Consider the following 26340-nt stretch of genomic DNA (forward strand, 5'->3'; position numbering starts at 1 on the left):
AATAAACAATTATCTTGAGATATAACGTATTTGCATAAATTGATAAGGAATATCTTTTTTATCGTATTTATCTGGACCTTTAGCTGGCTGACTTGCATAACTAGTCCAGCGATCGCTCAGAACGAACTCACATCGCCATCATTTCAGCAGCAATCTCAAAATGAGGTTACAGAAGTCCATTTTACCGAACATAGCAGTAGTTCTTTGCAGGGAAAATGGTGGTTCTACCCGAACCAGTTTATAATCCAGCCCAGCTCCATACTCCAGTCAAAAACCGTTCAATTGCCAGCTTCTTTTAAAACCTTGGCAGGCTCAAATGCGGGTTATGGGACTTTCATTGGTCATTTTAAAATTCCAAAAGAGTTTCTCGGACGACGGATTGCGATCCGGATTCCAACCCAGTACGGCGCCTATCGAATGTATGTCAATGGACAGTTTATCGTTCGACTCGGAGAAATCAGTACCACACCTGAAAAACAGGTGACTGAAAAAGCACCGCGGATTGGCTATTTTGTTCCAGACACTGAATATATTACCTTAAGTATTCAGGCCTCGAATTATACCCATTTGCATGGCGGCCTCGAACGACCGATGCAGATCGGCATTGCGGCGACAATCAATCGCCAATTCCAGCAGCTCATGATGAGTATTGCCATGGTGTGCGGTGCAGTACTTGGGGTAGGGGTATTTACTATTCTGTTTTCGGTATTCAGAGGATCTCGAGAACGCAACAGTAAAAGTATTTTTGTTTTTGGCTGGTTTATTGTCTTTTTGGCCATGCATAACCTGTTTTCTGCACCCTATGCTTATTCAGTGTTTACCAATATCAACTGGTTGTGGGGAAGCCGATTAGAGTATCTGTTTACTTTTTTTGCGGCATTCTTTTTTCTCAGCTATATGCATCTGTTTAACCGGCGCTATTTGAATCCGGTGATTTATTATATTGCAGTTATATTGTTGGTCTTTAATATTATTATCACCCTTTTTTCATCTCCGGAAATATTTGAGCGTCTGGCTCTGTTTAGTGCGATCTATGCTTTAGTCATTCTTGCCAATTTTATGTACGGCTTTTATCAGACTCTACGTTATAAAGAACATTATTCGCGTTTGAATCTGATTGCGATTATTTTCCTCTGTCTGACTTTTTTGAATGATTATCTATTGCTGATCAATGTAATTAAAACGACGCATCTGTTCTTTATCTCAACCAGTATCTACGCGCTATTAATCATGTTCCGGCAGTCGAGGCATTATGCGCATCAAACTTATGAGACTGAACAGTTGAACCTGAATCTGATCGCACTCAACAATTCACTCGATCAAAAAGTCAAAGAACGTACCCAGCAACTGCATGAACTGAATGCTAAATTAGAGCAGCAGATGAATACTGATGCACTGACAGGTGCCTTTAACCGGCGCGCTTTAAATCATGAAATCCAGCAGCAGTTTTTGCAGACCCGGCAGCAGTCGCAACATACGCTGATTTTTGCCATGCTCGATGTCGACTATTTCAAAAACTATAATGACTATTATGGCCATTTAAAGGGGGATGAAGTCCTGAAAAATCTGGTCAGGATTATCCAGCAAGCCTTGCCGCCGTCGGGTTATCTGGCACGTTATGGTGGCGAAGAGTTTGCGATTCTGCTCACAGGTATACCGGTTCAAACTGCCTTGAAAAATCTGGAAAATGTATTAGAGCAGATTCGGGAACAACGTATGGAACATCTAAACCGGCCAGATTCAAAAAAATATATTACGGTCAGTATGGGAGTAGCATGGACTGCACAAACACATGGATATGCAGATATTCATGAGCTGATGAAAGCTGCAGATGTGCAACTCTATGCCGCCAAACAGGCAGGGCGTGATCAGTTAAAAATTAAGAAAGAGACTGATTAAAAAACATATTTATAAAGAAGGCATACCTCATCTTCTGACCCGGCAGAATGCAGATGAAAGCCACAGCGTTGATAATAACTTAAAGCAGTCTGGGTGGACTGTATTTCAATCTGATGAATTTTTTTCTTTAATAAGGTGTGATGCATCTGGTGAAACAACTGGGTACCAAATCCCAGTCTCTGGTAGTTAGGGGCGATATAATGCATCCGGATTTCTCCAGTATCACTGACCAATAAGAACCCGACCACCTTGTCATGTACAAGGTAAACCCAGCAATCGTTATAAAGCATGTCGACAATCAGGCTGGCATGATCAAATTTTTCTAGCCAGGTTTGAATTTTGCTGACTTCACGCTGATGATCCAGAACACAGGACTGAATACTGTCATGAATCACCTGAATAATCTGAGGTATATCTTCGATCTTCCCTTCCCGAATCATAATCTTATTCATTTTCTCAAATATTTATAGGAAGGGTTTATTTGATAAAAAAACACTAGGTAAAAAACAGAACAATATTGTAGTGATTTTGAGAATTTTTGCTGATATCCATACGCCTGAAGAACAGGTCTGTTATGGATTTGTCCTTTTTTATTATCTCAAGTGCCTAAGTTTCATGATGAAGCTAAAGATAAAAATCAAAGTAAATTAAATCTTAAAATAAAAATGAACTCGAGAAGGGGGTGAAAATGCTCCAGAAAAGAAGATAAATTATAAAAATAAGCCTTAAATTTGCACTGTCTAAAAAATAGACGTATTCTGGATCCACGTGGGCTATTCCAGTAAATGCTGCGCCTGCTGCGATAAAAATAAAATAAAAAAGAATCAGTCACATGAGATGATCAATTATGCTGAAATTACTCCTCCTGTTATGTGTTTTATTCATTTTGAATGCTGCCTGGATTGTGGGCAGGAAAATGTATAAGGCTCAGCGTCATCTGGCTCATAAGTGCCTAAAAAAACAGGTACAGATTTCGAGCATTACAGAGCAAGAAGTCATCGAGCAAGAGCAGCAGGTGTATCTAGTGGATGCATATGAGCTGGAACTGTTTGATGATGTGGCACAGCTATTCTTTCAACGGCAGGTGCATATTGGGAATCGAGCACAGGCCGAACAGTTACAGCAGGAAGTATTACAAAAGATGCCAATGCACTGTAGTACCCAGATCCGTCAGATGGATTTAGGGGAATGGTCAATTTTTTGGAATTTCTATGATCAATCACTAGAATATTATGTCGGCCGCTATGGAATATTTTACGTGCATGTTGACCGTTTTGCAGAAGAGCACCGGCAGGAAATCCGTACTGACCTTTTGCATCCAGACTGTGCCTAGGTAGACAACTTTTATTCGCTCTCTAATATTAAAGATCTCAAGCCGTGTACCTCAGTCGATTTAACTTGATGAAATCAGATGGAACTTTTTACCAGCTTTGTCTTTATCTGGGCGAGAATATCCCATATAACCCATTTCTTTTATGCCATGGTGCTAGAGAAAAAAACCGCAAAACTTTCTGTCTTTTTCATGCATAGCCGTGGCACAGTTATTTAAGAACAATCTGGGGAGTGAAGCAGGAAGTTCATGATTATTGATTTTCATCAAGCACAATTACAGAAATTTATGGCTCTGGCGATGAAAATCGAGGCTGAGCCTGAATTGTATTTGCAGTTTGAATCAGTTGCAGATTTTTATAAGGCTGACTGGTTGCAGGCTTTTCCCTCTGGTACTGAATATTTTGCTTCAGGTCTGGACGATGGTGCCGAAGAGTTTTATGCATTGATCTGTTATGGCGAAATGCAGCTACGGATCAGCTGTGTTCAGGAACAGTTCTCTGCAAAACTATGTTGCAAACATTGACCGGATTGCCGCTGTTTCCCGATAAAAGAATAATGACATCTACTGTAGAGTTGATATAAATTGCAGAGTCATCTCTGTGTTTGGTCTTTTATTCGCTGCTGTCAAAAGTAGTGTATGTAAATAACTTAATAAAAATAAGGAAAAAATAGCATGGCACATCAGTTCACCGTAAAAGCAATTATTAATGGCGTGTCCATTGATGAGTTTAAGCGTTTGGCCAATGATATCCGTTTACATGAGGCAGTTTGTCATCGAATTCCTGCTCAAAATCTGGAGATCCTGGTTTCGGAAAAGCAGGGGCATATGTATACCCTGAAACGTGCTTATAACCTGGATGTCAATATTCCGGATATGGCAAAAAAACTACTTAAAGATGCATTCCGTTTGCAGCGTACCGATGTCAGTAATCTGGATGAAATGACCTCGACGGTACAACTTGGGGCCAATTTGCCGATTGAGGCTACCTGTCAGCGTGCAGTCACTGGAGATAAAGATCAGATCCAGTTTCAGTTAAACTGGACGGTGAAAGTTAAAGTACCTTTGCTGGGTGGAATGTTAGAAAAGCATGCCGAAGGTGAGATTCGTAAATTTAGTGAAATTGAACTCAGCATTGTTGAAGATGAATTGCGTAAAAACCTGACTGCCTGAAATTATGAAGCAAGATAATTAACTTTAAAACCGGTCATATAGAGACTAGAGAATGCTAGTAGATGGAGGCAGTAGATGGCTATTTTCAGTGTGCTGCCTCTTTCAGGACACTTTTTAATTGCTGATAAAGTTTGCCGTGACGTTAATACTGATAGCCAGAATGGTGGTATTAAATCCATAAGCCAAAAGTAGATGTAGGGTGTTTAACACTCGCATAGATTGGCAAGTAATGGAGACGTCTGCCGTTTGCGCAGAAGTTCCGATGATATAGCTAAAATATAGAAAGTCCGGATAAGTCGGATTCGCGGTGTTGGGAAAATCCAGTCCGCCTTGTTGCTGTTTTTCCAGAGCCAAATAAAAATCATGTGCATAGTGAATGGCAAAAATCGTATGCATCAGGAACCAGGCTGAGATAATAGTGATAACAGACAGGATTAAATGGCCGGTTCGAATCAGGGGAGTTTTGGGTAAATGGTTAATTTCAATAATAATTGCAATAAAACAAATGACCAGCGTAATGATCACCAGAAATAGAATGATCCATTTACCGGCATCCTGTTGCATGGCACGTTGCAGAATATGAGCATGGTCAATGTGCCAAAGCTTTTTTATAGTAAAAAACAAATAAGCATAGATCGCGATATTCCAGCTGCTTAATAGGCAGCTGGACCAGCTTAAAGGAGTGAGGGTCTGTAAGATCAGATAAAATACCAAGATGGCTGGGAAAATAATAAAGAAATACAGATGGAATTGAAGTGTAGTTTTTATATAGTCGAGAAACTGCATCATCTTATTTATATTTATTCTGCTGATTACTTAATATCCTAGCACAGAATAATAGGGAATAAAGATGATTCCAGCGGTTTGAAGTCGGACTCAATGACTGCCTATCGCTCTATTTCCTCTTTAAAGCGGTATCGATTCAGGTTTAGTCATTTTACTACCAGGATCGTGTAGCAGGGCTGGATCAGCTCGGCAGAGTTTCTGGGTAGACATTCAGTTCGGTCAAGAAGGCTGTTTTAGTGCAGTACCATAAGCAAAGACTTCCACCATACCGCCTTGCATGCCGAGTTCAGTGGTGCTGAGACGAATTCCCATAATCTGGGTCGCCCCGATTTTTTCAGCCTCAAGTTTTAAACGTACAATTGCTTCACGCCGTGCGCGCTCTACCACGCTTTCATAGCTGGTCAGACGGCCACCCAGCATATTCTGGACACTGGCAATGGCATATTTAAAATAATCATGGGAAATAACCACATTGCTACTGATCATTTGTCCAGAATATTCAGACATGATAAAGCGACTACTGTTCATCTGAATATATGCCAGACGTTGTTCCTGTTCATCCAGATAGCGAAAATGTTTACGTTCGTTATAACGGCCAAATCCAAACCCGACACTAAACAGGATGGCAAAAATGATGACCTGGAAAATTAAACCGTCCATGCTTTAATCTGCCTGCGGAAAAGGATCGGGTAATTTTGGCATGACCGGATCAACCACTACGGCTGTACCATAAACAAAGAGCTCAGAAGCACCCTGGGCAATATTAGAAGTCGAGAAGCGAATGCCGACAACTGCATTGGCCCCCATACTGCGAGCTTTTTCAATCATACGGTTCATCGCTTCCTGACGGGATTCTTCCAGTAGTTCGGTATAGGCAGTAAGTTCACCACCCACAATATTTTTTAGCCCGGCCAGTAGGTCACGTCCGACATGCTTGCTGCGTACGGTACTTCCATAAACGACATCTATTTGCTGGCGAATGGTATGTCCCGGTACAGATTCCAGATTGCTAAGTAACATGTGTATGTTTTCTAAATAAATCGCTAGCCTATGACAATAGGAAAACTGCCTTGAAAATGCAATAAAAAAGCCCACCGAAGTGAGCTTTTCTTGATCTGTCTGGAATTTATTGCGCTTGCTGTTCGGCCGCGCGGCGTTGTTCAGACACAGACGGTGGGTTTGGCACGATGTCGGTCGTATTGACTTTTAAGCCGCCACCCAGGGTTTTATAGACTTCAACCTGATTGTTCAGATTGGCCTGTTCAAGTAATAATAAACCCTGTTCTGCAGCATAAGAAGCACGCTGTGCATCCAGTACGCTCAGATAGCTGTCAATCCCGGCACGGAAACGTGCAAGTGACAAACGATAGGTCGTATTGGTTGCTTCAACCAGACGGCGCTGAGCTGCAAGACGATCACCAATATTCTGGCGAACTGCCAGGGCATCACTGACTTCACGGAAAGCAGTTTGAATCGACTTTTCATAATCTGACAGGGCAATTTGCTGATCAGTTTCAGAAATGCGGATATTGGCCTGACGGGTACCCCAATCAAAAATTGGAATATCCAGACTTGGGCCTACTGACCAGACAAAGCTACCAGACTTAAACAGATCACCCAGATCAGTTGACGCCAGACCTGCAGAGCCGGTCAGGCTGATGGTCGGGTACAGACGTGCGCGAGCTGCCGCAATATTGGCACCTGCTGCAGACAGACGATATTCTGCTGCACGGATATCCGGACGGTTAATCAGCAGATCACTTGGCAATCCCGCACCTAGTGCAGTATTGGAAGTAATACGGGTAACACGTTGTGCCGGTAATAAACTGGTTGGCACTGGCTCGCCCACCAGAAGGTTTAACAGGTTTTGTGCCTGTGCCACCTGAGTCCGGTAGTTGGCAACATCGTTACGCGCTGTTTCTACTGAAATTTGTGCCTGACGTACAGGAAGCTCACTGTCGATCCCAACGTCAAAACGTTTCCTGTTCAGATTGTAAGACTCAAGTTGGGTTTGCAGCGTCTGTTGTGCTAAAGCCAGATTGGCATTGGCAAACGAATAGCTGAGCCATGCTTGTGCAACCTGACCAATCAGGGAAATCTGGGTCGCATCACGTGCACTCTGGGTCGCAAAGAATGTATCAAGCGCATTATCACGCAGACTACGGACACGGCCCCAGAAATCCAGTTCGTATGCGGTTACGCCTAGCCCCACGTTATAACTGGTGATAGGACCGCGGTTCTGGGCACTGTTATTTAAAGTGTCCTGACGCAGTACACTGCCACTGGCACCAATCGTAGGTAACTGGTTATTTTCGCTAATCTGATACTGCTGCTGCGCACGTTGAATATTGAGTGCTGCAGTACGCAGGTCACGGTTATTGTTCAGCGCTAAATCCAACACCTGCAGTAAACGCGGGTCAGCAAAAAACTCTTTATAACCCTGTTCTGCTACAGAAGTACCAGACGCATTGGTATAGCTGCTCGGGATATTTGCCTGCGCAACGGGTTCTGGACTGCGCATGCTTTGACAGGCAGTCAAAGCCAGCGCAAGGGCAGATACCGCAATGCTACGACCTGTAATAGACCATAGATTTTGCATTACGACTTATACTCCTGATTTTGTGTTTTTGGTTTGTATTTAAAGACACTTCGAATCCATACATAGAATACCGGGATAAAGAAGATACCTAATAAGGTCGAGCTGATAACACCACCGAGTACACCATAACCTACCGAGTGCTGGCTACCAGCACCAGCACCTGAAGACAGCGCAAGCGGCAATACACCAAAACCAAAGGCTAAAGTGGTCATGATAATCGGGCGTAAACGCATTTTTGCCGCATGCAAGGTAGCATCAAATAATTCTTCACCTTGTTCTTGCAGCTCTTTAGCGAATTCGACAATCAAGATGGCATTTTTCGCAGAAAGACCAATGACTGCAATAAGCGCTACCTGGAAGTAGATGTTATTGGACAGGTTTGGATTCTGGAACAGCATCATCCCACCAAAGGTCAGTAATAATGCACCCACAATACCTAATGGCACCACCAGCAGCACCGAGAACGGAATTGACCAGCTTTCATACAAGGCTGCCAGACACAGGAATACAATCAATAACGACAGGGCATACAGGAATGGAGCCTGATCACCAGATTCACGTTCTTCCAGAGATAAACCTGTCCATTCATAGTCGAAACCTGGCAAGCCCATTTCCGGTAACTTCGCGATAATTTCTTCCATGGCCTGCATGGCTGCACCCGAGCTGACACCTGGCGCCGGAGTACCCTGGATGTTCATAGACGATACGCCATTGTAACGTTCTAGTCGTGGTGAACCATAGGTCCATTCACCTGTTGCAAATGCCGAGAAAGGAACCATTTCACCGCGATTATTACGGACATACCATTTATCCAGATCTTGCGGCATCATGCGCGCATCTGCTTCACCCTGTACATAGACTTTCTTGACACGACCGCGATCTACGAAATCGTTGATATACGAACCGCCCCAAGCCATGCCCATGGTGGTGTTAATTTCAGCGATGCTCACACCCATGGCACCCGCTTGTGCCTGATCGATAATCACATGGTACTGAGGTGTATCTTCCTGACCATTCGGACGTACACCCGCCAGACGTGGATCTTTTGCCGCCATGCCCAAAATTGCATTACGGGCTGCAAGAAGCTGTTCATGAGTCTGGCCACCTGCTGCCTGGAGCTGCAGGTTAAAGCCAGCGGATACACCCAGTTCTGGCATTGCAGGTAACTGTAGCGGCATGATGTAAGAAGCATCCTGCACAATCATGTTTAATGCCATACCACGTTGAATGATCGCACCGACCTGAGCTTCCGGATTGGTACGTTCAGACCAGTCTTTCAGTTTAATGAAAGCCAGACCTGCGTTTTGACCTACACCGGTAAAGGAGAAACCTGCCACACTAAATACGGACTGAACCGTATCTTTCTCGTTTTCCAGGAAATAGTTAGTCATGGTATTGACTACACTATCAGTTCTTTGCAGCGTTGCGTTCGGTGGTAGTTGTACCAGTGCAATTACTACACCCTGATCTTCATCCGGCAGGAACGAAGAAGGCAGTTTCTGGAAAATAAGAACAATAATACCCAGTACTACAGCGTAAATGATGCCCGAAAAAATTTTGCTGTGAGTCATGCGGTTAACGCCGCCCTGATATTTCACCGACATCTTTTCAAAGCTGCTGTTAAACCAGCGGAAGAAGCGTGCAAACACACCATTACTTTCCGGTTTGTTAGGATCATGCTGTTTCAGCAGGGTCGCACACAGGGCAGGGGTAAAGGTGAGCGCCACAATGAGTGATAAAACCATTGCAGTCACAAGGGTAATCGAGAACTGGCGATAAATAACCCCGGTCGTACCACCGAAGAATGCCATAGGCACGAATACTGCAGAAAGTACCGAAGTAATACCAATCAATGCACCAGAAATCTGTTTCATTGACTTTTCAGTTGCAGAAACCGGATCGAGGTGTTCCTCCGTCATTACCCGTTCCACGTTTTCGACTACGACAATCGCATCATCGACCAGAAGACCAATCGCCAATACCATGGCAAACATGGTTAGGGTGTTAATCGAGAAGCCGAAGACATTAATAACAGCAAAGGTCCCCAATACCACGACTGGAACCGCCATGGTTGGAATGATGGTCGCACGCCAGTTCTGCAAGAATAGGAACATGACGATGAAGACCAGAATAATCGCTTCAATGAGGGTATGAACCACAGATTCAATCGATAACTGAATGAAAGGCGTGGTATCGAAAGCCAGCGTATCCACCATCCCTTCAGGATAATTTGGACGTAACTGTTTTAAGCGCTCTTCAACTGCTTTTGCAGTATCTAGGGCATTGGCGCCTGTAGCTAGCTTAATGGCTACACCACCGGCCGGTTTACCATTAAATTTGGAATCAAACTGGTAGTTGTCCGCACCTAGTTCTACACGTGCTACATCGCCCAGGCGAACCTGTGCACCTGACGTGGTATTTTTCAGGAAAATATTGCTGAACTGTTCCGGGGTTTGTAACAGGCTTTGTGCTGTGACTGTCGCATTCAGTACTTGACCTTTTACTGCAGGTGCTCCACCGAGCTGACCCACGGCAACCTGTGCATTCTGGGTACGAATTGCGGTGGCAATATCACTTGGAGTGACTTGCAGACTTGCCATTTTGGCTGGATCGAGCCAGATACGCATGGCATATGAACCACCAAAGACCTGAACTTCACCAACGCCTTCGACACGGCTTAAAGGTTCAGAAATATTGGAGTTCACATAGTCTTTAATGTCATCTGCAGTCAGGGTGCCATCTGGCGAATAGAAAGCCAGTACCTGTAAGAAGCTGGCACCAGACTTGGTAACACGCACACCCTGACGCTGTACATCTTCAGGAAGTAGTGCGGTAGCAGACTGTAATTTGTTTTGAACCTGAACTTGCGCCAGGTCAGGGTCTATACCCTGTTCAAAGTTTACAGCAATAGACGAAGAGCCATTACCCGCACTGGTGGACGAAATATAACGTAATCCGTCCATACCATTCATCTGCTGCTCAATGATCTGGGTTACTGTATTTTCAACAGTTTCAGCAGATGCACCTGGATAAGTTGCAGAAATGGTGATGGTTGGCGGAGCGATAGTCGGATATTGCGCAATCGGCATTTTGCTGATGGTTAAAATACCCGCCAGCATAATTACCAATGCGATCACCCATGCAAAAATCGGGCGATGAATAAAGAATTGAGCCATGAACCATTACTCCTTATGCATTTGCAGCAGGTTTTTGTTCAGGTTTCTCTTTAACATCATCTGCCTTTTTCTCGCTCGCTGCAGGCTGTTTCGGTGCAGCACCTTGTGGAGCAGCAGCTTGAGGTTGATAAGGTTTAGCAATGACTTGTTGTTCAGGCTTAACTTTCGCAATACCGTCTACAATCACTCTATCACCTGGGTTTAGACCTTCTGTCACAATCCAGTCAGCGCCTTGAGTGCCGACTGTAGTCACTGGACGCGATGCCACTTTACCATCAGCACTGACCAGCATTGCCATCGCCTGACCTGTAGGGGTACGAGTGAGGGCTGCCAGAGGGATGAGGTAAGCATTCGGGATTTCACCCTGCACAATTTGTGCAGTTGCAAACATGCCAGGAAGAAGCAGGTGGTTTTTATTCGGGAATACTGCACGTAAGGTGACTGTACCTGTTTCAGGATTCACGCTGGCATCCGAGAATGCAAGACGGCCTTCTACCGGGTAGGTGCTGCCATCTTCAAGCTTTAGCTTGACTTTGGTATTGTTTGAACTGTTCAGGTCGCCTTTACTCAATTGCTGACGTAAACGCAAAAGTTCAGTACTGGACTGGTTAATATCGACATAGATCGGATCCAGACGCTGAATTGTCACTAACGGATCTGGCTGGTTGGCCGTGACTAATGCGCCTGCAGTCACAGACGAACGGTTGGTCTGACCCGAGATCGGGGCACGTACCGTTGAATAACCCAGGTTGATTTCAGCATTACGCAGGCTGGCACGATTAGCATTCAACTCGGCTTCAGCTAGTTTTACCTGTGCTACGATGTCATCATATTCTTGCTTCGAAATGGCATTTGTACCGACCAGTTGACGGTAGCGTCCTTCTTTGACCCGCAATACACCCAGATTTGCTTCAGCACTGGCAATCGCTGCACGGGCGTTGTCTACTGTAGTACGGCTGGAGCTTGAATCGATTTCATACAGCGCCTGACCTTCACGTACATAACTGCCTTCAGTGAACAAGCGTTTTAGAACGACGCCACTGGCTTGCGGGCGTACTTCTGAAATTTCAAATGCAGTTGTACGACCCGAGAGCTCTACAGACTGCTCTACACTTTGCGGTTGTGCAACAAGAACACCGACTTCAGTCGGTGGCATTTTTTGTTGAGCGCCAGCTTGCTGGCCCTCTTTGGGATCTTTGCTACAACCAACAAGTGCAAGACTTGTTGCTAATGCGCAAGCAGTCAGGGCCGGTGCCCAAAGCTTTGCAGACATCATTATTCCACCTCAATTAGATTTTTATCTAAATATTTTTTTATTTGTGCGCCGTGCAATATTTGATCCACACCATATACCACAACGAAATCCAAATAAAACTGATACTCCAGCCAGAAATGACATCTGAAGGAAAATGTACGCCCAGATAAACTCTTGAAATTCCCATCATCAGCATCCATAACACTGCGCCCATCACAATAATGTAATACCGGGAATGTTGCCGATAGATATAAATTGCCAGACATCCCAGACAGGCTGCATACAGACTATGGGCACTTGGAAAAGAACTTCCAAAGCTTTCCACCAGATGGAGGGATGCTGATGGTCTTGGTCGGGCAATCGCAAATTTCAACAGCCAAGCTAGGAGTATTCCTCCGATAATTCCGATACATATAAAAGTTATGTTTGTACGCTTTTTATACCACAGTAAATAAATACACCATAGTATGGATAAAAATAATACAAATGGCATGCCACCTATTGCTGATAAGTATGTTGCAATCTGATTTAAAGTTCCGGTGCGATGCTCGCTCATCCACTGTACACTGAGCAAGTCAAACTGGCTCAAGACTGGAAGGTTAAGAAATAAAACACTGAAAAATAAAAGCAAAATTCCGACAAAAAGCAACAAGTAAGGCATACCGAGAATCTCTGTCCCTCTCACCGATAAAGGATCGGCTCATTGTCTGAAGTGAAGTGTACTTGTCAGTACACTTTTTTTCAAGTGTGTGTATTTTATGCGAATTCCATTCTCTTAGTAAGGAATTTGGAAGCAAATATGTCGAAATTATCACAGTTTTAGGACTTTGTAGATGTATGATTTTCGTCAATTTCAAGTGTTTGCTTAGGGGGCCAGAAGAAATCACTGGGGCGAGTCAGAAAGTGAGTCATGACCAGTTTTGCTAGCGGTTTCCACTGTTCAAAACGAACCCGTCGCGCACGCAATGCTACAATAATAGTCAGGCTGAAGCTGACAAAGAGGTTGGTCAGGCCAATCAGCAAGACACCGAGGAAAGATACGACAATCAAGCCGACATCAGGACCATTAATATTGATCAGACCCTGAATAAAGTTAGCTGATGCAAAGGCAATGTGACGAATATCCAGTGGTAGACCCAAAATGAAACCGAGTGTCCCCATGCTTCCCAGCATAATACCAAACAGAAAATTACCCGCCAGTGCCCCCAGATTACGCTCGATATAGTCAGCAAAGCGCAGCAGGCGTTGCTGCCCCATAAGCTGGGCTAAACGCACATCTGCTTTCAGGCGAGGTCCTACCTTGCGATAAACTGCCATATTGTCAAAGTAACCTGCTAATAATCCGGACAGGAACAGACAGACTCCAGCAATTGCAGCATGCGGAATAGCTAAAGAAGTAAAGGGGTTTAGGTCATGGAGGGTTTTGGCTGCCTTGGCATGGCTCATTAAGGGTTCATGCAGGGCATAATCCCAAGTTAAGGCAATCAGAGCGGCTACCGGAATCGCGATCGAAATATTGCCTAAAATGGCAACAAACTGCGTGCGGATAATGTTCACAATCAGCGCCGCAAGCTCGGCAATCTGAGCCATTTTTGTGCCTTTGCGCTGTTGTACTGTCGCAGCCAGCGCGGCAGCCGTCATCGCCGGCTGTTTTGTCGCAACGGTAAAATGCAGGACATGAATCAGCATAAAGCCTAGCGAATAATTCATGCTGTAGCTAAAGGCCTGCATCAGGGGTGCCATAGAAACACGAGCCATTAATGTTTTTAGCGTGGCCATAATGGCAATGATTACGCCTGCACCTGCGGCCGACTTATACATGGCGAGAAAGCCCTGCTTGTCCGTACTGACATAATGCTCACCGGTCTTGCTGGCATTTTCGGTGACCTGCAAAGCTAAAAGTTCACTATTGGTTGCCAGTAAGGCACGGACACTGCGTTCACTGTAAATTGCTTCAGTGATATCCGCAATAAAAAGGCCAATGGACTTATAACGAAGGTCATCATCATCCATGACCATATTCAGCAGGATTTCGACTCGTTCCAGACACTGTTCCAGCAGAGCCAACATATAGGTCAGACTGACACTGACCCCAATCCGTCTGGTAGAGCGGCGCACCTTGGCCGCTACATCATGACATTGCTCCAGCATCACCAGCGCTTGTGAGGCATCCGGTGGGATAATCGAATCGACCAGTGCTACCGTGTTATAACGTTTCTTGTATTCCTGAATAAATTCGTTGATCTCACGGTTCTGTACCAGAAAAGGAGATTCATATTCCATCAGTTCAGGTTGGGCATTAATAAATTCGGGATGCAGACCGATACCGCTGATTCGATAAGACAGAATAGTCAGGGCCTTGATCAGCTCATCCTTAATCCGGGTTTTTTCAGGCTGGTTGGAATGTCCCTGATTCAGGATCGAAAACAAACGCTGCCAGTCTGCCGCATCAAAATAATCCAGCCAGTATTTATCGGTACGATGATAAAAAACCTTGCGGAACAATTCCTGTAGCTGCTGAGGGTCAGGAATAAGCGGCAAAATATGCGCGCCAATACGCTGGTTCAGCTGGTTCCAGAAACCATCCAGGGATAAAATGCCAGTATCGGAAAACAGTCCCGTCTGTTTATAACGATTAATGATCCGAAGGGTAAAGGTCTGAAGCGTCGCAACGGCATTCGGGGTAAGTAATAGAGCCCGAATAAATGCATTGAATTTTGCTTCGATCTCCTCGGTATTTCTACTGTCTTCCGGTCTGATTCTTTCAACCAGCTCAATCAGAAGATTTTCATCCAGAACTGCCTGAGGTTGTTCAAGCTGATGCTGCATGTTTTGGAAAAGATCAAGAAAATTAATATGCATAGGCAAATTTAAAAATTACTGAATTCGGTGTAGGGCCAGTTTGGCCAGATTAATCAGGGCTTGACGGTATTCAGAGTCAGGTAAGGCCTGCAGGGCATTGATTGCGATTTCAGTTTCTTCAGTCGCACGTTGACGGCAATAATCCAGTGCACCAGATTCATTAACAATATAAATGACCTGCTCCAGATGTTCCGTACCGCCAGTTGCAATACTGCGACGGATGATTTCATGTTGCTCACCGGTGGTGTTTTTCAGTGCCGCAATCAATGGCAGGGTGGGCTTGCCCTCCATCAGATCATCACCGATATTTTTACCGAGCGTGTCCGCATCGGAGGTGTAGTCCAAAATGTCATCAATAATCTGGAAAGCATTACCGAAATGTCCGGCAAAGGTTTTTAAAGGCTGACGGAATTCGTTTTTATCCGACAAAATAGCAGCCCCTTCGGTGGCCAGTTCAAACAGACGCGAGGTCTTGCCATGAATAATATTCAAATAAGTCGCTTCAGTGGTTTCCGGCTGATGCTGGGATTGCAGTTGCAGCACTTCACCCTCAGCAATTTCACAGGTACCGGTCGAGAAATCCTTGAGCAATACCATATTGTTCAGATCGACCAGCAAATCAAAAGCACGTGAAATCAGAAAGTCACCGACTAGAACAGCAGTCTGGTTATTCCAGGTCGCATTTGCAGTTGGGCGACCGCGACGCAGACCTGATTCATCGACTACATCATCATGCACCAGTGTTGCGGTATGCAGCATTTCAATGATTGCAGCCAGTTTACGGTGTGGTTCCAAATTTTCAGCACCACACGCCTTGGCAGCCAGAAGACACATAATCGGGCGCATACGTTTGCCACCGGCTTCTACCACGTGTTTGCTGACGGCCATCACCAACGCAACTTTTGAGGTAATTCCTTCATTAATGAATGTGTCCATCGCAGCAAAGTCGTTAGCAACAGGAGCGAGAATGTCTTGCTTAAAGTCGATGGTCATGTGAAAGAAAACCTCTGGTCTGGTAAATCGCTGGACGTAGTTTAACAATTTATAACATGAGTGAAACCTAAGAAATGCATAAACTCCACTAAAAATCAGCTTTTTATAGATCTTAAGAGAAATTGCTCCCTATTTCGAGCCATAAAAAATCACAAAAGGTCAGGACGCACCCCCTTCATCCGGCTGAGTATATTAATCAAATGCGCCAGATTTCTGCTGTAGTATTTTGTTGCTGAATATATCTTGAGTGCTTGATTTGATAGAAAATATTTAATAGTTAAATAATTAGCGTAAACGGGTCATTATTATTTCAGTAAAATGGCTTGTTGTTTTTTTGAATATCCCTTAAAATCCTCGCCCTTAGATATCCCCCCAGTGGCGTACGTCTTAAGTTCGATATATTCCTTTATCGGCACGACGACACGGGTTAGTTTGGAGTACATTATGTACGCAGTAATCCAAAGCGGTGGTAAACAGCACCGTGTAGTTGAGGGTGAAACCCTTAAAGTAGAATTATTGAAAGCTGAAACTGGCGCGACTATTACGTTCGATGACGTATTGATGCTTGTTAACGGTGAAAGCATTCAAATCGGTGCTCCAGTTGTTGCTGGTGCTACTGTAACTGCTGAAGTAGTTAGCCATGGTCGTCACGACAAGATCCGTATTGTTAAAATGCGTCGTCGTAAACACTACCGTAAACAACAAGGTCACCGTCAATGGTTCACTGAGTTGAAAATTACAGCTATTTCAGGCTAATTACGAGGAGTAAATAGACATGGCAACTAAAAAAGCCGGTGGTTCGACTAAGAACGGTCGTGATTCGAATCCTAAGATGTTAGGTGTTAAAGTTTACGGTGGTCAAACTGTAACTGCAGGTAACATCATCGTTCGTCAACGTGGTACTGAATTCCACGCTGGTCAAAACGTAGGTATGGGCCGTGACCATACATTATTTGCTACTGCTGATGGCGTAGTAAAATTCGAAGTGAAAGGTCAATTTGGCCGTCGCTACGTATCTGTTGACGCGTAATCCGCTGAGATAGAAAAAAAGCCCACAATTTTTGTGGGTTTTTTTATGCCTGAAAATTAATGTTCAGGTTAAGTGACATTCCATAATGTAAAAATTGTTCTGAAATCTTCATGATGATGAACAAAAAAACCGGTTTCGAATTAATAACAATACAAAAGTTCTTATTTTCTATCATTTTAGCTTTTAATTTTCGTTTAAGATGAGTTATCAAATAAATTGCGATGACGCAAAATATAAGGGTGAAATTATGAATATGCTTCGTAAAACCGTCTGTGCGATGGCGCTGGGTGCAGTGACTTTAGCTCCGGTGATGAGTACAACCGTGTTTGCTGCCCCTGTAGCAGCTTCGGAGCAGCAGGCAACTGCAAGTCTGGTGAAACAGCTTAATCATGTGCGTAGTATGACGGCAAACTTCGAACAAAGCTCCAAGGTGACTAACCCGAGAGCAACTCAGAAGAAAGGTCTGACTGCACAGCATATGAATCAAACCTTTAAAGGGGTGATGAAAGTCGAGCGTCCGGGTAAATTCTATTGGGAAACAACTGCACCATCCAAGCAGGTAATTGCAACTACGGGTAAAACTGTGTGGATTTATGATCCTGATTTGCAGCAGGCGGTTCGTCAAAGTCTAGATGAACAGGTGGCCAACACACCGGCATTATTGCTGTCAGGTAATACTGGACAGATTATGCAGTCTTACCGGGTCACTCAGCCAAATAAGGGTAAAACCTATTACACGCTTTATCCTAAAAATACCGATGGTGTATTTGAAAGCTTGACGATCAGTTTTGGAACGAATAAAGCACCAAATTTGATGATTTTGCAGGATTCATTGGGGCAAACCACCACAATCAAATTTAACAATGTAAAAGTGAATAGCAGTATTCCTGCTTCTACTTTTAACTTCACCCCACCCAAGGGTACAGACATCATTGATCAATAAACTTTAAAATGAACCGATAAAAGCAACCTACTTAGGTTGCTTTTTTATTGCCAGAGATCAGGATACGGTTGGACTGGATACAAGGTTTAGCTATATCTGGATGGCAGCGCATCTTAAAATAAATAAAAGTCGAGTCAATGAAATTGCAAAATTTTAGGAGCTCAGTATGAAGATCAATCGGTTTAAAATTTCCAGGGTGTACCTAGTGTTCTTGATTGGTCTGGGCATACTGGGTTGTCAGCCTCAATCCAGTTCAGTTGCTATTCCTGAAACAGACCAGAATGTGCAGATTGAAACTAAAGCAGTTCCACTCAAGGGGGCGGCCAAAGTGGTGTGTGAAATAGAGGGGTGTATACGCTTTGATTTGCAGACGGTAGACACCAATATTGACTGGATTAATCAATATTTTGTTGAGCGCATTCAGCATACCGAACCTGTTGCATTCATTAAAGTTATCCAGAAAAATCCTAAAAAAGCCCATGAACCGCATTATCTGGATCAGCGGTCGATCAAGGTGGAATTTATGGCTCAGCGCGCTCATCTGGCCACTTTTGCCTTAAAAAGTTCCAATTTACCTCGGAATCATGTTCAACCGATGACTCATACTGAATATATCAATTTTGATTTACAGCAGAAAAAACGTCTGGCTTTACATCAATTTTTGTTCAATGGCAGCGAACAGAAACTGCTTGAGGTGATGTATCGTGCCAATGCCCCATGGTTGAATAAACAAGGGATTCAACGGCAACAGTTAAAGCTGAGTGATAACTATTATTTTGACAGCTCTGGTCTGGTGATAGTGTATCCGGCGGGTGAGTTGGCTCCGACAGCCGCAGGCATGCCTGAATTAAAAGTACCCTATGCAGATTTAAAAAAAGTGATTCGGCCAGAATATTGGGCCATTTTGCAGCAGACAACTTCCTAAATATTGTGCTAATAGGGCGAAGCTTGGGTTCTGGTCGCTGTATTTTTTGACGTTAAGAGCTTACACTATAGCCAGTTTTTTTCTTAACAAAAGATTGGCTATGATCGACCCGAAATTACTCAGAAATAATATTGAGGCTGTAAATTTAGCCTTGGCAAAACGTGGTGTTCAACTGAATGTCGAAGAGTGGGCTGCACTTGAAGCTCGCCGCAAAGAAATTCAATCCAAAACTGAATCGCTACAAGCTGAGCGTAATGCGGGTGCGAAACAAGTTGGTCAAATTAAAAAAGCCGGCGGTGACGCATCTGAAATCATGGCACGTATGTCAGCGATTGGTGATGAAATCAAAGCTGCTGAAGCTGCACTGGCTGAACTGCAAGCTGAGCTTGAAGAAAAATCATTGTCTATTCCAAACTTGCCAGACGAATCTGTACCGGCAGGTAAAGATGAAAGCGATAACGTGGAAATCCTGAAATGGGGTACGCCACGTGAATTTGATTTCGAAATCAAAGACCATACTGATCTTGGCGAAATGATGGGCGGTCTGGAATTTGAAACCGCTACCAAATTGACCGGTTCACGTTTTAGCGTACTGAAAGGTCCATTGGCACGTTTACAGCGTGCTCTTACCCAGTTCATGCTGAATACACACACAGACCAAAATGGCTATACCGAAGCCTATGTGCCTTATCTGGTCAATGCAGATTCATTGCGTGGGACTGGTCAGCTGCCAAAATTTGAAGAAGATCTGTTTAAACTGCAGGGCGAAAAAGAATTTTATCTGATTCCGACTGCTGAAGTGCCAGTAACGAATTTTGTGCGTGATGAAATTATTGATGCAGACCGTCTGCCACTGAAATATGCGGCGCATACGCCATGTTTCCGCAGTGAAGCTGGTTCTTATGGTCGTGATACGCGTGGTTTGATCCGTCAGCATCAATTTGACAAAGTGGAAATGGTTCAGATTGTAAAACCTGAAACCTCGATGCAGGCACTAGAAGAATTAACTGGTCATGCAGAAGGTATTTTGCAGGCATTAGGTCTTCCATACCGTAAGATCATCCTGTGTGGTGGTGATATGGGCTTTGGCGCGACCAAGACTTATGACCTAGAAGTTTGGGTACCAAGCCAAAGTACCTATCGTGAAATTTCTTCATGCTCAAACATGGGGGACTTCCAGGCGCGTCGCATGAAAGCGCGTTACCGTGCTGATCAGAAGAAAACTGAATTTGTGCATACCTTGAATGGTTCAGGTCTGGCCGTGGGTCGTACTTTACTTGCAGTGATGGAAAACTATCAGCGCGCCGATGGCTCGATTGAGATTCCTGAAGTATTACGTCCATATATGGGTGGTGCGACTTATATCGACTAATTGTCGATCTTTGCATCCCTATAAATGTGCATGAAAATTGCATAGACAGTCAGATTTAAAATTTTGAGGTAGTTCGTGGATATTTTTCCAATCTCGTTAAAGTTGCAGCAGCAACCTTGTCTGATTGTCGGTGGTGGGCATATTGCATACCGTAAAGCACTTTTACTTCAAAAAGCAGGTGCGATCATTCATGTGATTGCACCTGAAATCGAAGAGAGTCTGCTGCGAATTGTGCAAAATAGCCAAGGACACTATGTGCAGGCAGCTTTTTATCCTGAAGTTGCATTACGCCAATATCGACTGGTGATTGCGGCGACTGATGATGCCGAGACCAATCGTCAGGTCTTTGAACTGTGTGAAGCGGAAAATGTCCTAGTCAATAGCGTCGATGATCCACCGCATTGCCGGTTTATGGTGCCAGCGATTATTGACCGTTCACCTTTGGTAATTTCAGTCGCATCGAATGGTACGTCGCCCGTGTTGTCGCGGCAGATCCGTACTCAACTGGAAACCACTATTCCGCATGAAATGGGCAAGCTAGCCGAGTTTTCAGGAAAATGGCGCAGTGCGGTTAAGGCTAAAATTGTCAATCCGGATGAACGCCGTATTTTTTGGGAAGACTTATATGCCAGTCCACTGAAAGAACAGGTGTTTAACGACAATATTGCAGAAGCAGATCGCCTGATCGAGCAAGCATTACAGGAATGGCAACAACCAAAAGGTGAAGTCTATCTGGTGGGCGCCGGTCCTGGTGATCCAGAACTGCTGACCTTAAAAGCCTTACGTTTGATGCAGCAAGCCGATGTGGTGATTTACGACCGTCTGGTTTCAGCACCCATCATGGATCTATGTCGTCGTGATGCGGAAAAGATCTATGTTGGTAAGGCGCGTTCCAACCATGCGGTGCCGCAGGATGGGATTAATGCTTTATTGGTCAAATATGCCAGTGAAGGAAAGCGGGTTTGCCGTCTGAAAGGTGGTGATCCCTTTATCTTCGGGCGTGGTGGTGAAGAGATTGAAGAACTGTTCGCTGCAGGCATTACTTTTCAGGTGGTTCCAGGGATTACTGCAGCTTCAGGCTGTTCAGCCTATGCCGGTATTCCCTTGACCCATCGTGATTATGCACAAAGTGTACGTTTCCTGACCGGTCACTTAAAAGAAGGTTCGCCTGAACTGCCTTGGAGTGAACTGGTCTATGAAAACCAGACCTTGGTGCTGTATATGGGCTTGGTGGGACTGGAAAAAATCTGTGCGCAGTTGATTGCTCATGGTCAACGCACCGATATGCCGGTAGCGCTAATTTCTAAAGGTACGACCCCTGAGCAAAAAGTCGTAGTGGGCACCCTGACGGACATTGCATCCAAGGTGGCCGAACATCAGATTCAAGCTCCGACTTTGACCATTATTGGTGAAGTTGTGCGTTTGCGTGAACAATTAAAGTGGCAATAAGCTGTCACTTAAACCCAAGTAGAGAAATTCTGTGATCCACGTTGTTTTATATGAGCCTGAAATTCCTGCAAATACAGGCAATATCATTCGTCTGTGTGCCAATACCGGAGCGCAGTTGCATCTGGTCAAGCCGCTGGGTTTTGAACTGGATGACAAAAAGCTGAAACGTGCCGGCCTTGATTATCACGAATATGCCAATATGCAGATTTGGGAAAATATCGAAGACTGTCTGGCTGATCTGGCAAGTAAAGGCATTGGTCCGGATGCAGTCTATCCACTCACTACTAAAGGTTCTGCAACGCCACATACCTCGGACTTAAACCGTCCTGTGGCCTTGTTAATGGGGCCGGAAACTCGTGGCCTACCGGAGCAGGTGCGTATGCTGTTCCCGCAAAAGCAATGGATTCGTTTACCCATGGCAGAGAACTCGCGCAGTCTGAACCTTTCAAATGCGACTGCAGTGATTGTGTATGAGGCTTGGCGTCAACAGGGTTTTAAAGCACTTTAACTGAAATCTACAATAATTTAAAAAGCCACCTTCGGGTGGCTTTTTTATTTTGTGTAACAAATAGATAAAAGGTTTTGCACTTCATTGTATGCTTAGGTTTGAAACGTCATCAAATATAGCAAAAGGTACTGCCTTGAAGCCTCTAGTAAAACTTGTCATCACATGTTGCTTTAGCATCATTGCTGCTTCTGTGAGTGCGGAAGACGGTAGTGCTGCAACCCTGACAACTGAAAATCGGCCTATTACTCAAGCGGAAATCCAGCAGAGCCTTCGCGACATGCAGAAACGCCTGGATGCCCGTATTGAAAAATGGGGACAGAGCCTGGATGCAGATGATTTTCAATGGACCTGGCAGGGACGTAAACTAAAACAGGCCAAGCGCCAAGAAGTTTGTGATATCTTCCAGGGTGTTGTGGATGAAATGTATCAACTGGCTGTCCAGAATAAAGCCCGTTTAGCTCCGGAAGAGCAGAAGATGTTGTCTAACCGTCGCCTGTTTATTGAAAAACTGGGCTACAAAAATAATCGGGTCGATACTCAAATGGGTTTTGGTTGCCTTCTAAATTAGTCAGCTTGAAAAAAGCAAAAAAATAAAAAAGGCGCATGAAGCGCCTTTTTTAAGGATGAACAATACCGATTATTCAAATTCGTTATGTTGTGGAGCAGGGTGCTTAAAGCCCTTGGTTTTGTAGCCCAAGTACAGAATACCGAACATCGCCCACCATAAACCGTATTTCAGCGCAGTTTCTTCAATTTCCAGCCACATTGCAAAGATACTGAAAAAACCAAGCATTGGAATGACCACGAAGCTGAAAATGTCTTTCGCAGTTTTAGTGCGGCCATCTCGCAGTGCATAACGTGAAATCACCGACAGGTTAACGAAAGTAAACGCTGTCAAGGCACCGAAGCTGATCATTGAAATGACGATATCCAGATCCATGAAGCCTGCCGTTAAGGCCACAGCACCGACAATCAGAATATTGTAGTTTGGCGTGTAGCTTTTCGGGCTAATATGACCAAAGATCTTCTTATTGATCACGCCATCACGACCCATTACATACATCAGACGAGATACCCCTGCATGTGCTGAGATCCCTGATGCCATTACTGTAATGATTGCAAAAGTCAGAACATAAGACTGGAACAATGAACCGCCTACGAGTAACAGGATTTCTGGCTGAGTTTCAGCAATATTCTTAAAATAAGAACCTGGATTAGAAGGGAAGTACAGCTGCATGAAATACGTGCTAATAATGAAAATAATCCCGGCGATTAAAGCAGTCAGGAAAATTGCTTTAGGCAAAGTTTTTTCAGTGTCTTTGGTTTCTTCTGCCAGAGAACTTAAAGAGTCAAAACCAGTGAATGAGAAGCACAGTAAAGTTGCACCGGTAATCAGTGCACCGACTGATGTCAGTTCATTCCAGAAAGGCTCGAGACTCCAAAGCTGGTAACGCTGTTCAGCCGTGATCGGACCATCGGCATTGAAGCCTGCCTGCAGTTTGGTAAACACCATCCAGGTAAAGATGCCGATAACCAGTAACTGTACCAGTACGATCAGACTGTTAAAGTTGGCCACGAAGCGTGCACCGCGCAAGTTTACCCCGGTCATGAAGGCAGTCAATACGACGACCCAGACCCAGTGGTTGACATCCGGGAACAAAGCCTCAAGATAGATCACCGCCAAGATAATGTTGACCATTGGTGATAACAGATAATCAAGCCATGAAGACCATCCCACCATAAAGCCAATATTCGGGTGAATCGATTTTTGCGCATAGGTATAGGCCGAACCCGAAGAAGGATAGCGACGAATCATGTGACCATAGCTGATCGATGTAAACAAAATTGCAATGAGGGCAATGATGTAAGAAGTAGGAACATGCAAATGACTTTCTTCAGATACCAAACCAAAGGTATCAAATAAGGTCATGGGTTGAATGTAAGCTAAACCAATAATAATGATGTGCCAGAGTCCTAGCGTTTTTTGCAGTTTAGCTGCCGATTGAGTCCCAGAGAAATTTGTCAACGGCGTTATCCTCTTAATCGTTGATCAAGGATCAGTCATATTTAATAAGGATCGTTTGAGACGAACGATCCCCCCTACAATTTTCTATAAAAGCGCGCCAATCTACTTTAAAATTACGGCTTTTGCTAGCTATTTTTTAAATTTAGATTTGCACGAAGTGTGCCATTCGTAGCAAAAAACGGCTATTTCCTGCAAGATAAAAGCCCGATGTCTAAAAAAACATCAGGCTTTAAATTTTTGCTATATTGGCTTATTTTTCAGTAATTACCAAGCCTTTTTTAAGATTGATTTTAAATCTTCCAAGTTGGCTTCTTTCGGGTTGTAAATGATGGAACCATCATTTAGTGCTTTTTCAGCAACTTCATCGAGCTGGGCTTCAGAAATCTTACCGGTTTCACGTAATGTACGTGGTAATTTGGTCAGACTGTAAATCCGGTCACGCATGGTCATAATCGTTGCAATGGTTTTGTCAGCACGTAGATGCGCCGGTGTTTGTGCATAAATATCTGCACCAGCCAAAGGTAAGAGTAGATCTGCAATTTTGTCACCATTGACATCTTTGTTGTATTCCAGCACATAAGGCAGGAATAGGTTCATGCATAAACCATGCGGCAAGTGAGCCACTGCACCTAATGAGTGACCGAGAGAATGTACAATGCCCACCATTGAGTTGGAAAATGCAATGCCCGCCATGGTCGATGCCTGAGCCAGTTCCAGACGGCCTTGTGCATCGGTAGGATTGTCCAATACATTAAATAGGTGGGTGCTGATCTTCTTGACGGCAGCGGTCGCATAGGCATCCGAAATCGGATTGGCTGCCATACAAGTATAAGCTTCGACTGCATGGGTCATGGCGTCCATCGCAGTCATGGCAGTTAAATGCGGCGGCAAGGTCTGGGTCATGCGTGGATCTAGAATCGCGGCATGCGGCATCAGATAATAAGAAGCGAACGGCATTTTGACATTCTTTTCAGTATCCGACACGACAGCGACCATGGTCACTTCTGAACCTGTACCTGAAGTGGTTGGAATTACAAAGAACGGTTTCAGCGGTTTGGGCAGGTTATGTGCACCTGAGTATTTCAGCAGATCATCACCCCCTTCAGAGACCAGAATATTGGTCGCTTTGGAGGTGTCAATAACTGAACCACCGCCCACGGCAATGATCGCATCACAGTAATTTTCACGGTATAGCTTTGCCGCACTGCGAACTGTACCCAAACTGGAGTCGGGTGGTACATCATCAAAAATGGCGACAATTGCAGCATCTGCCATTTCAAATGCAGCTTCAATCGGTGCCAGCAGATTGTTGGCGCGCACACCTTTATCAGTAATGATCAGCGGACGTTTTGCTCCCAAGGTTGCAAGTTCAAACGGAATATGTTCTAACGCGGCATGGCCGGCAATTATTTTGACCGGACAGAAAAATTCATAATAAGGTTTAGCCATGTTATACACTCCGTTTCAAATAGGATTGAGCGATTTTCAGATAAATGCTGCTCGCTTCACTTAGTTTTTCTTTTAGGCTCAGATTGTTTGGATATTCTTTAACAGCCAGTTGAGCCACCATTTTCGGCAAAATCAGGGCTTCCATTTTATTCAGGCAGCGAACCAGACGAATGGCATTGGAAATATCGCCATCAGCAATCATGCGGTCATTGGCAAAAGCTTGAGAGGTACTTTCCTGAAAAGAAAATACTAAAAAGGCATGGTGCAGGTGCTTAAAGGTAATGGTCAGATCGGGCGCTTTTTCCAGATTTTTCACCAGTTCCAGTTGTTTATCCTGAGTGACCCGCGCCACAAAGGCCGGGCCGTGCGGAAAAACTTTCATGGAAAGACTAAAATTCACTGGAAAATGAGCCACTTCCTGTTTTATTTCTTCATCCACCTGACTTGCCATGACCAGACCTCGGCCAATCACATCCATCATGAGTTTGACATAGGCAAGCTGCAAAGCGGGTTTTACGGATTTAGTTGCAATCACGTGATGATCCCTATCTCAATATTATTGGTT

At 44.3% G+C, this 26340-nt stretch carries 25 protein-coding genes; 12 read left to right on the forward strand and 13 right to left on the reverse strand.

Translation table 11 applies throughout. The features are described from left to right. Positions 1-87 precede the first annotated feature (87 nt). A complete protein-coding gene (locus VXQ92_RS12500; protein WP_416681980.1) occupies positions 88-1899 on the forward strand; it encodes a diguanylate cyclase domain-containing protein in 1812 nt (603 codons plus the stop codon). Here VXQ92_RS12500 and VXQ92_RS12505 read toward each other — a convergent pair. Beyond that, a complete protein-coding gene (locus VXQ92_RS12505) occupies positions 1896-2363 on the reverse strand; it encodes a GNAT family N-acetyltransferase (RefSeq protein WP_416681982.1) in 468 nt (155 codons plus the stop codon). The two genes, VXQ92_RS12500 and VXQ92_RS12505, sit on opposite strands and share 4 nt — an antisense overlap. Positions 2364-2746: 383 nt before the next feature. On the opposite strand from VXQ92_RS12505, the gene VXQ92_RS12510 reads away from it, so the two are divergent. The 3 genes from VXQ92_RS12510 to VXQ92_RS12520 all read left to right on the forward strand — a co-directional run bounded on the left by VXQ92_RS12510 (position 2747) and on the right by VXQ92_RS12520 (position 4402). Further along, positions 2747-3232 carry a hypothetical protein gene (locus VXQ92_RS12510; RefSeq protein ID WP_144723990.1) on the forward strand — a complete coding sequence of 162 codons (486 nt, stop codon included), beginning with the start codon at positions 2747-2749 and terminating at the stop codon, positions 3230-3232. 246 nt (positions 3233-3478) lie between these two features. Beyond that, the gene (locus tag VXQ92_RS12515) at positions 3479-3754 is read left to right on the forward strand and encodes a hypothetical protein (RefSeq protein WP_064102453.1); all 276 of its coding nucleotides are present in this window, start codon (positions 3479-3481) and stop codon (positions 3752-3754) included. 150 nt (positions 3755-3904) lie between these two features. Beyond that, positions 3905-4402 (forward strand): DUF2505 family protein, encoded by a 498-nt coding sequence (locus VXQ92_RS12520; RefSeq protein ID WP_064102452.1) that lies wholly within the window; start codon positions 3905-3907, stop codon positions 4400-4402. Positions 4403-4516: 114 nt separating this feature from the next. Here VXQ92_RS12520 and VXQ92_RS12525 read toward each other — a convergent pair whose 3' ends face one another. The 9 genes from VXQ92_RS12525 to sdsA all read right to left on the reverse strand — a co-directional run bounded on the left by VXQ92_RS12525 (position 4517) and on the right by sdsA (position 16073). Beyond that, on the reverse strand, positions 4517-5191 hold the full coding sequence (locus tag VXQ92_RS12525) for a DUF1345 domain-containing protein (RefSeq protein WP_064096380.1): 675 nt from the start codon (positions 5189-5191) through the stop codon (positions 4517-4519). Positions 5192-5407: 216 nt separating this feature from the next. Further along, positions 5408-5848, reverse strand: coding sequence for a YbjQ family protein (locus VXQ92_RS12530; RefSeq protein ID WP_064102450.1), 441 nt, complete (start codon positions 5846-5848; stop codon positions 5408-5410). Positions 5849-5851: 3 nt separating this feature from the next. After that, positions 5852-6208: a YbjQ family protein gene (locus VXQ92_RS12535; protein ID WP_064096378.1), complete on the reverse strand. Its 357-nt coding sequence runs from the start codon at positions 6206-6208 to the stop codon at positions 5852-5854. Between the two features lie 106 nt (positions 6209-6314). Next, positions 6315-7787, reverse strand: a complete 1473-nt coding sequence (adeK, locus tag VXQ92_RS12540; protein ID WP_064096377.1) for a multidrug efflux RND transporter AdeIJK outer membrane channel subunit AdeK — start codon at positions 7785-7787, stop codon at positions 6315-6317. Continuing rightward, positions 7787-10963 (reverse strand): efflux RND transporter permease subunit, encoded by a 3177-nt coding sequence (locus VXQ92_RS12545; protein ID WP_064096376.1) that lies wholly within the window; start codon positions 10961-10963, stop codon positions 7787-7789. The genes adeK and VXQ92_RS12545 overlap by 1 nt, the downstream gene beginning before the upstream one ends. A 13-nt stretch (positions 10964-10976) precedes the next feature. Beyond that, positions 10977-12239: an efflux RND transporter periplasmic adaptor subunit gene (locus VXQ92_RS12550; protein WP_416681954.1), complete on the reverse strand. Its 1263-nt coding sequence runs from the start codon at positions 12237-12239 to the stop codon at positions 10977-10979. A gap of 37 nt (positions 12240-12276) precedes the next feature. Next, a complete protein-coding gene (locus VXQ92_RS12555) occupies positions 12277-12879 on the reverse strand; it encodes a phosphatase PAP2 family protein (protein WP_416681955.1) in 603 nt (200 codons plus the stop codon). A gap of 158 nt (positions 12880-13037) precedes the next feature. Further along, positions 13038-15080: a site-specific recombinase gene (locus tag VXQ92_RS12560; RefSeq protein ID WP_416681957.1), complete on the reverse strand. Its 2043-nt coding sequence runs from the start codon at positions 15078-15080 to the stop codon at positions 13038-13040. A 15-nt stretch (positions 15081-15095) separates the two neighbouring features. Beyond that, positions 15096-16073, reverse strand: a complete 978-nt coding sequence (sdsA, locus tag VXQ92_RS12565) for an All-trans-nonaprenyl-diphosphate synthase (RefSeq protein ID WP_416681959.1) — start codon at positions 16071-16073, stop codon at positions 15096-15098. Positions 16074-16517: 444 nt separating this feature from the next. Between sdsA and rplU the strand changes: the two genes are divergently transcribed. From rplU to VXQ92_RS12605, 8 genes are all read left to right on the forward strand, one after another. Then, positions 16518-16829 (forward strand): 50S ribosomal protein L21, encoded by a 312-nt coding sequence (gene rplU / locus VXQ92_RS12570; RefSeq protein ID WP_004651211.1) that lies wholly within the window; start codon positions 16518-16520, stop codon positions 16827-16829. A gap of 19 nt (positions 16830-16848) precedes the next feature. Next, positions 16849-17103, forward strand: a complete 255-nt coding sequence (rpmA, locus tag VXQ92_RS12575; protein WP_004280639.1) for a 50S ribosomal protein L27 — start codon at positions 16849-16851, stop codon at positions 17101-17103. A gap of 247 nt (positions 17104-17350) precedes the next feature. Beyond that, the gene (gene lolA, locus VXQ92_RS12580; protein WP_416681961.1) at positions 17351-18046 is read left to right on the forward strand and encodes an outer membrane lipoprotein chaperone LolA; all 696 of its coding nucleotides are present in this window, start codon (positions 17351-17353) and stop codon (positions 18044-18046) included. 166 nt (positions 18047-18212) lie between these two features. Next, positions 18213-18971 (forward strand): RsiV family protein, encoded by a 759-nt coding sequence (locus VXQ92_RS12585; RefSeq protein WP_416681962.1) that lies wholly within the window; start codon positions 18213-18215, stop codon positions 18969-18971. Between the two features lie 100 nt (positions 18972-19071). Beyond that, complete coding sequence (gene serS / locus VXQ92_RS12590; RefSeq protein WP_064096369.1) at positions 19072-20343, forward strand: serine--tRNA ligase; 1272 nt, start codon at positions 19072-19074, stop codon at positions 20341-20343. Positions 20344-20418: 75 nt separating this feature from the next. Next, positions 20419-21792 (forward strand): siroheme synthase CysG, encoded by a 1374-nt coding sequence (gene cysG, locus VXQ92_RS12595; protein WP_144724351.1) that lies wholly within the window; start codon positions 20419-20421, stop codon positions 21790-21792. A gap of 31 nt (positions 21793-21823) precedes the next feature. Further along, entirely contained in the window at positions 21824-22300 is a 477-nt protein-coding gene (locus VXQ92_RS12600) for a tRNA (cytidine(34)-2'-O)-methyltransferase (RefSeq protein ID WP_064096367.1), read from the forward strand. Positions 22301-22388: 88 nt separating this feature from the next. Then, on the forward strand, positions 22389-22868 hold the full coding sequence (locus VXQ92_RS12605; RefSeq protein ID WP_416681964.1) for a hypothetical protein: 480 nt from the start codon (positions 22389-22391) through the stop codon (positions 22866-22868). Between the two features lie 69 nt (positions 22869-22937). Here VXQ92_RS12605 and VXQ92_RS12610 read toward each other — a convergent pair whose 3' ends face one another. From VXQ92_RS12610 to VXQ92_RS12620, 3 genes are all read right to left on the reverse strand, one after another. Further along, positions 22938-24326, reverse strand: coding sequence for an APC family permease (locus VXQ92_RS12610; RefSeq protein WP_064096365.1), 1389 nt, complete (start codon positions 24324-24326; stop codon positions 22938-22940). A gap of 264 nt (positions 24327-24590) precedes the next feature. Beyond that, the gene (locus VXQ92_RS12615; RefSeq protein ID WP_064096364.1) at positions 24591-25775 is read right to left on the reverse strand and encodes an iron-containing alcohol dehydrogenase; all 1185 of its coding nucleotides are present in this window, start codon (positions 25773-25775) and stop codon (positions 24591-24593) included. A gap of 1 nt (position 25776) precedes the next feature. Then, positions 25777-26310, reverse strand: coding sequence for a hypothetical protein (locus VXQ92_RS12620; protein WP_416681967.1), 534 nt, complete (start codon positions 26308-26310; stop codon positions 25777-25779). Positions 26311-26340: the final 30 nt, after the last annotated feature.

It is taken from the genome of Acinetobacter sp. 228, from assembly GCF_048147885.1.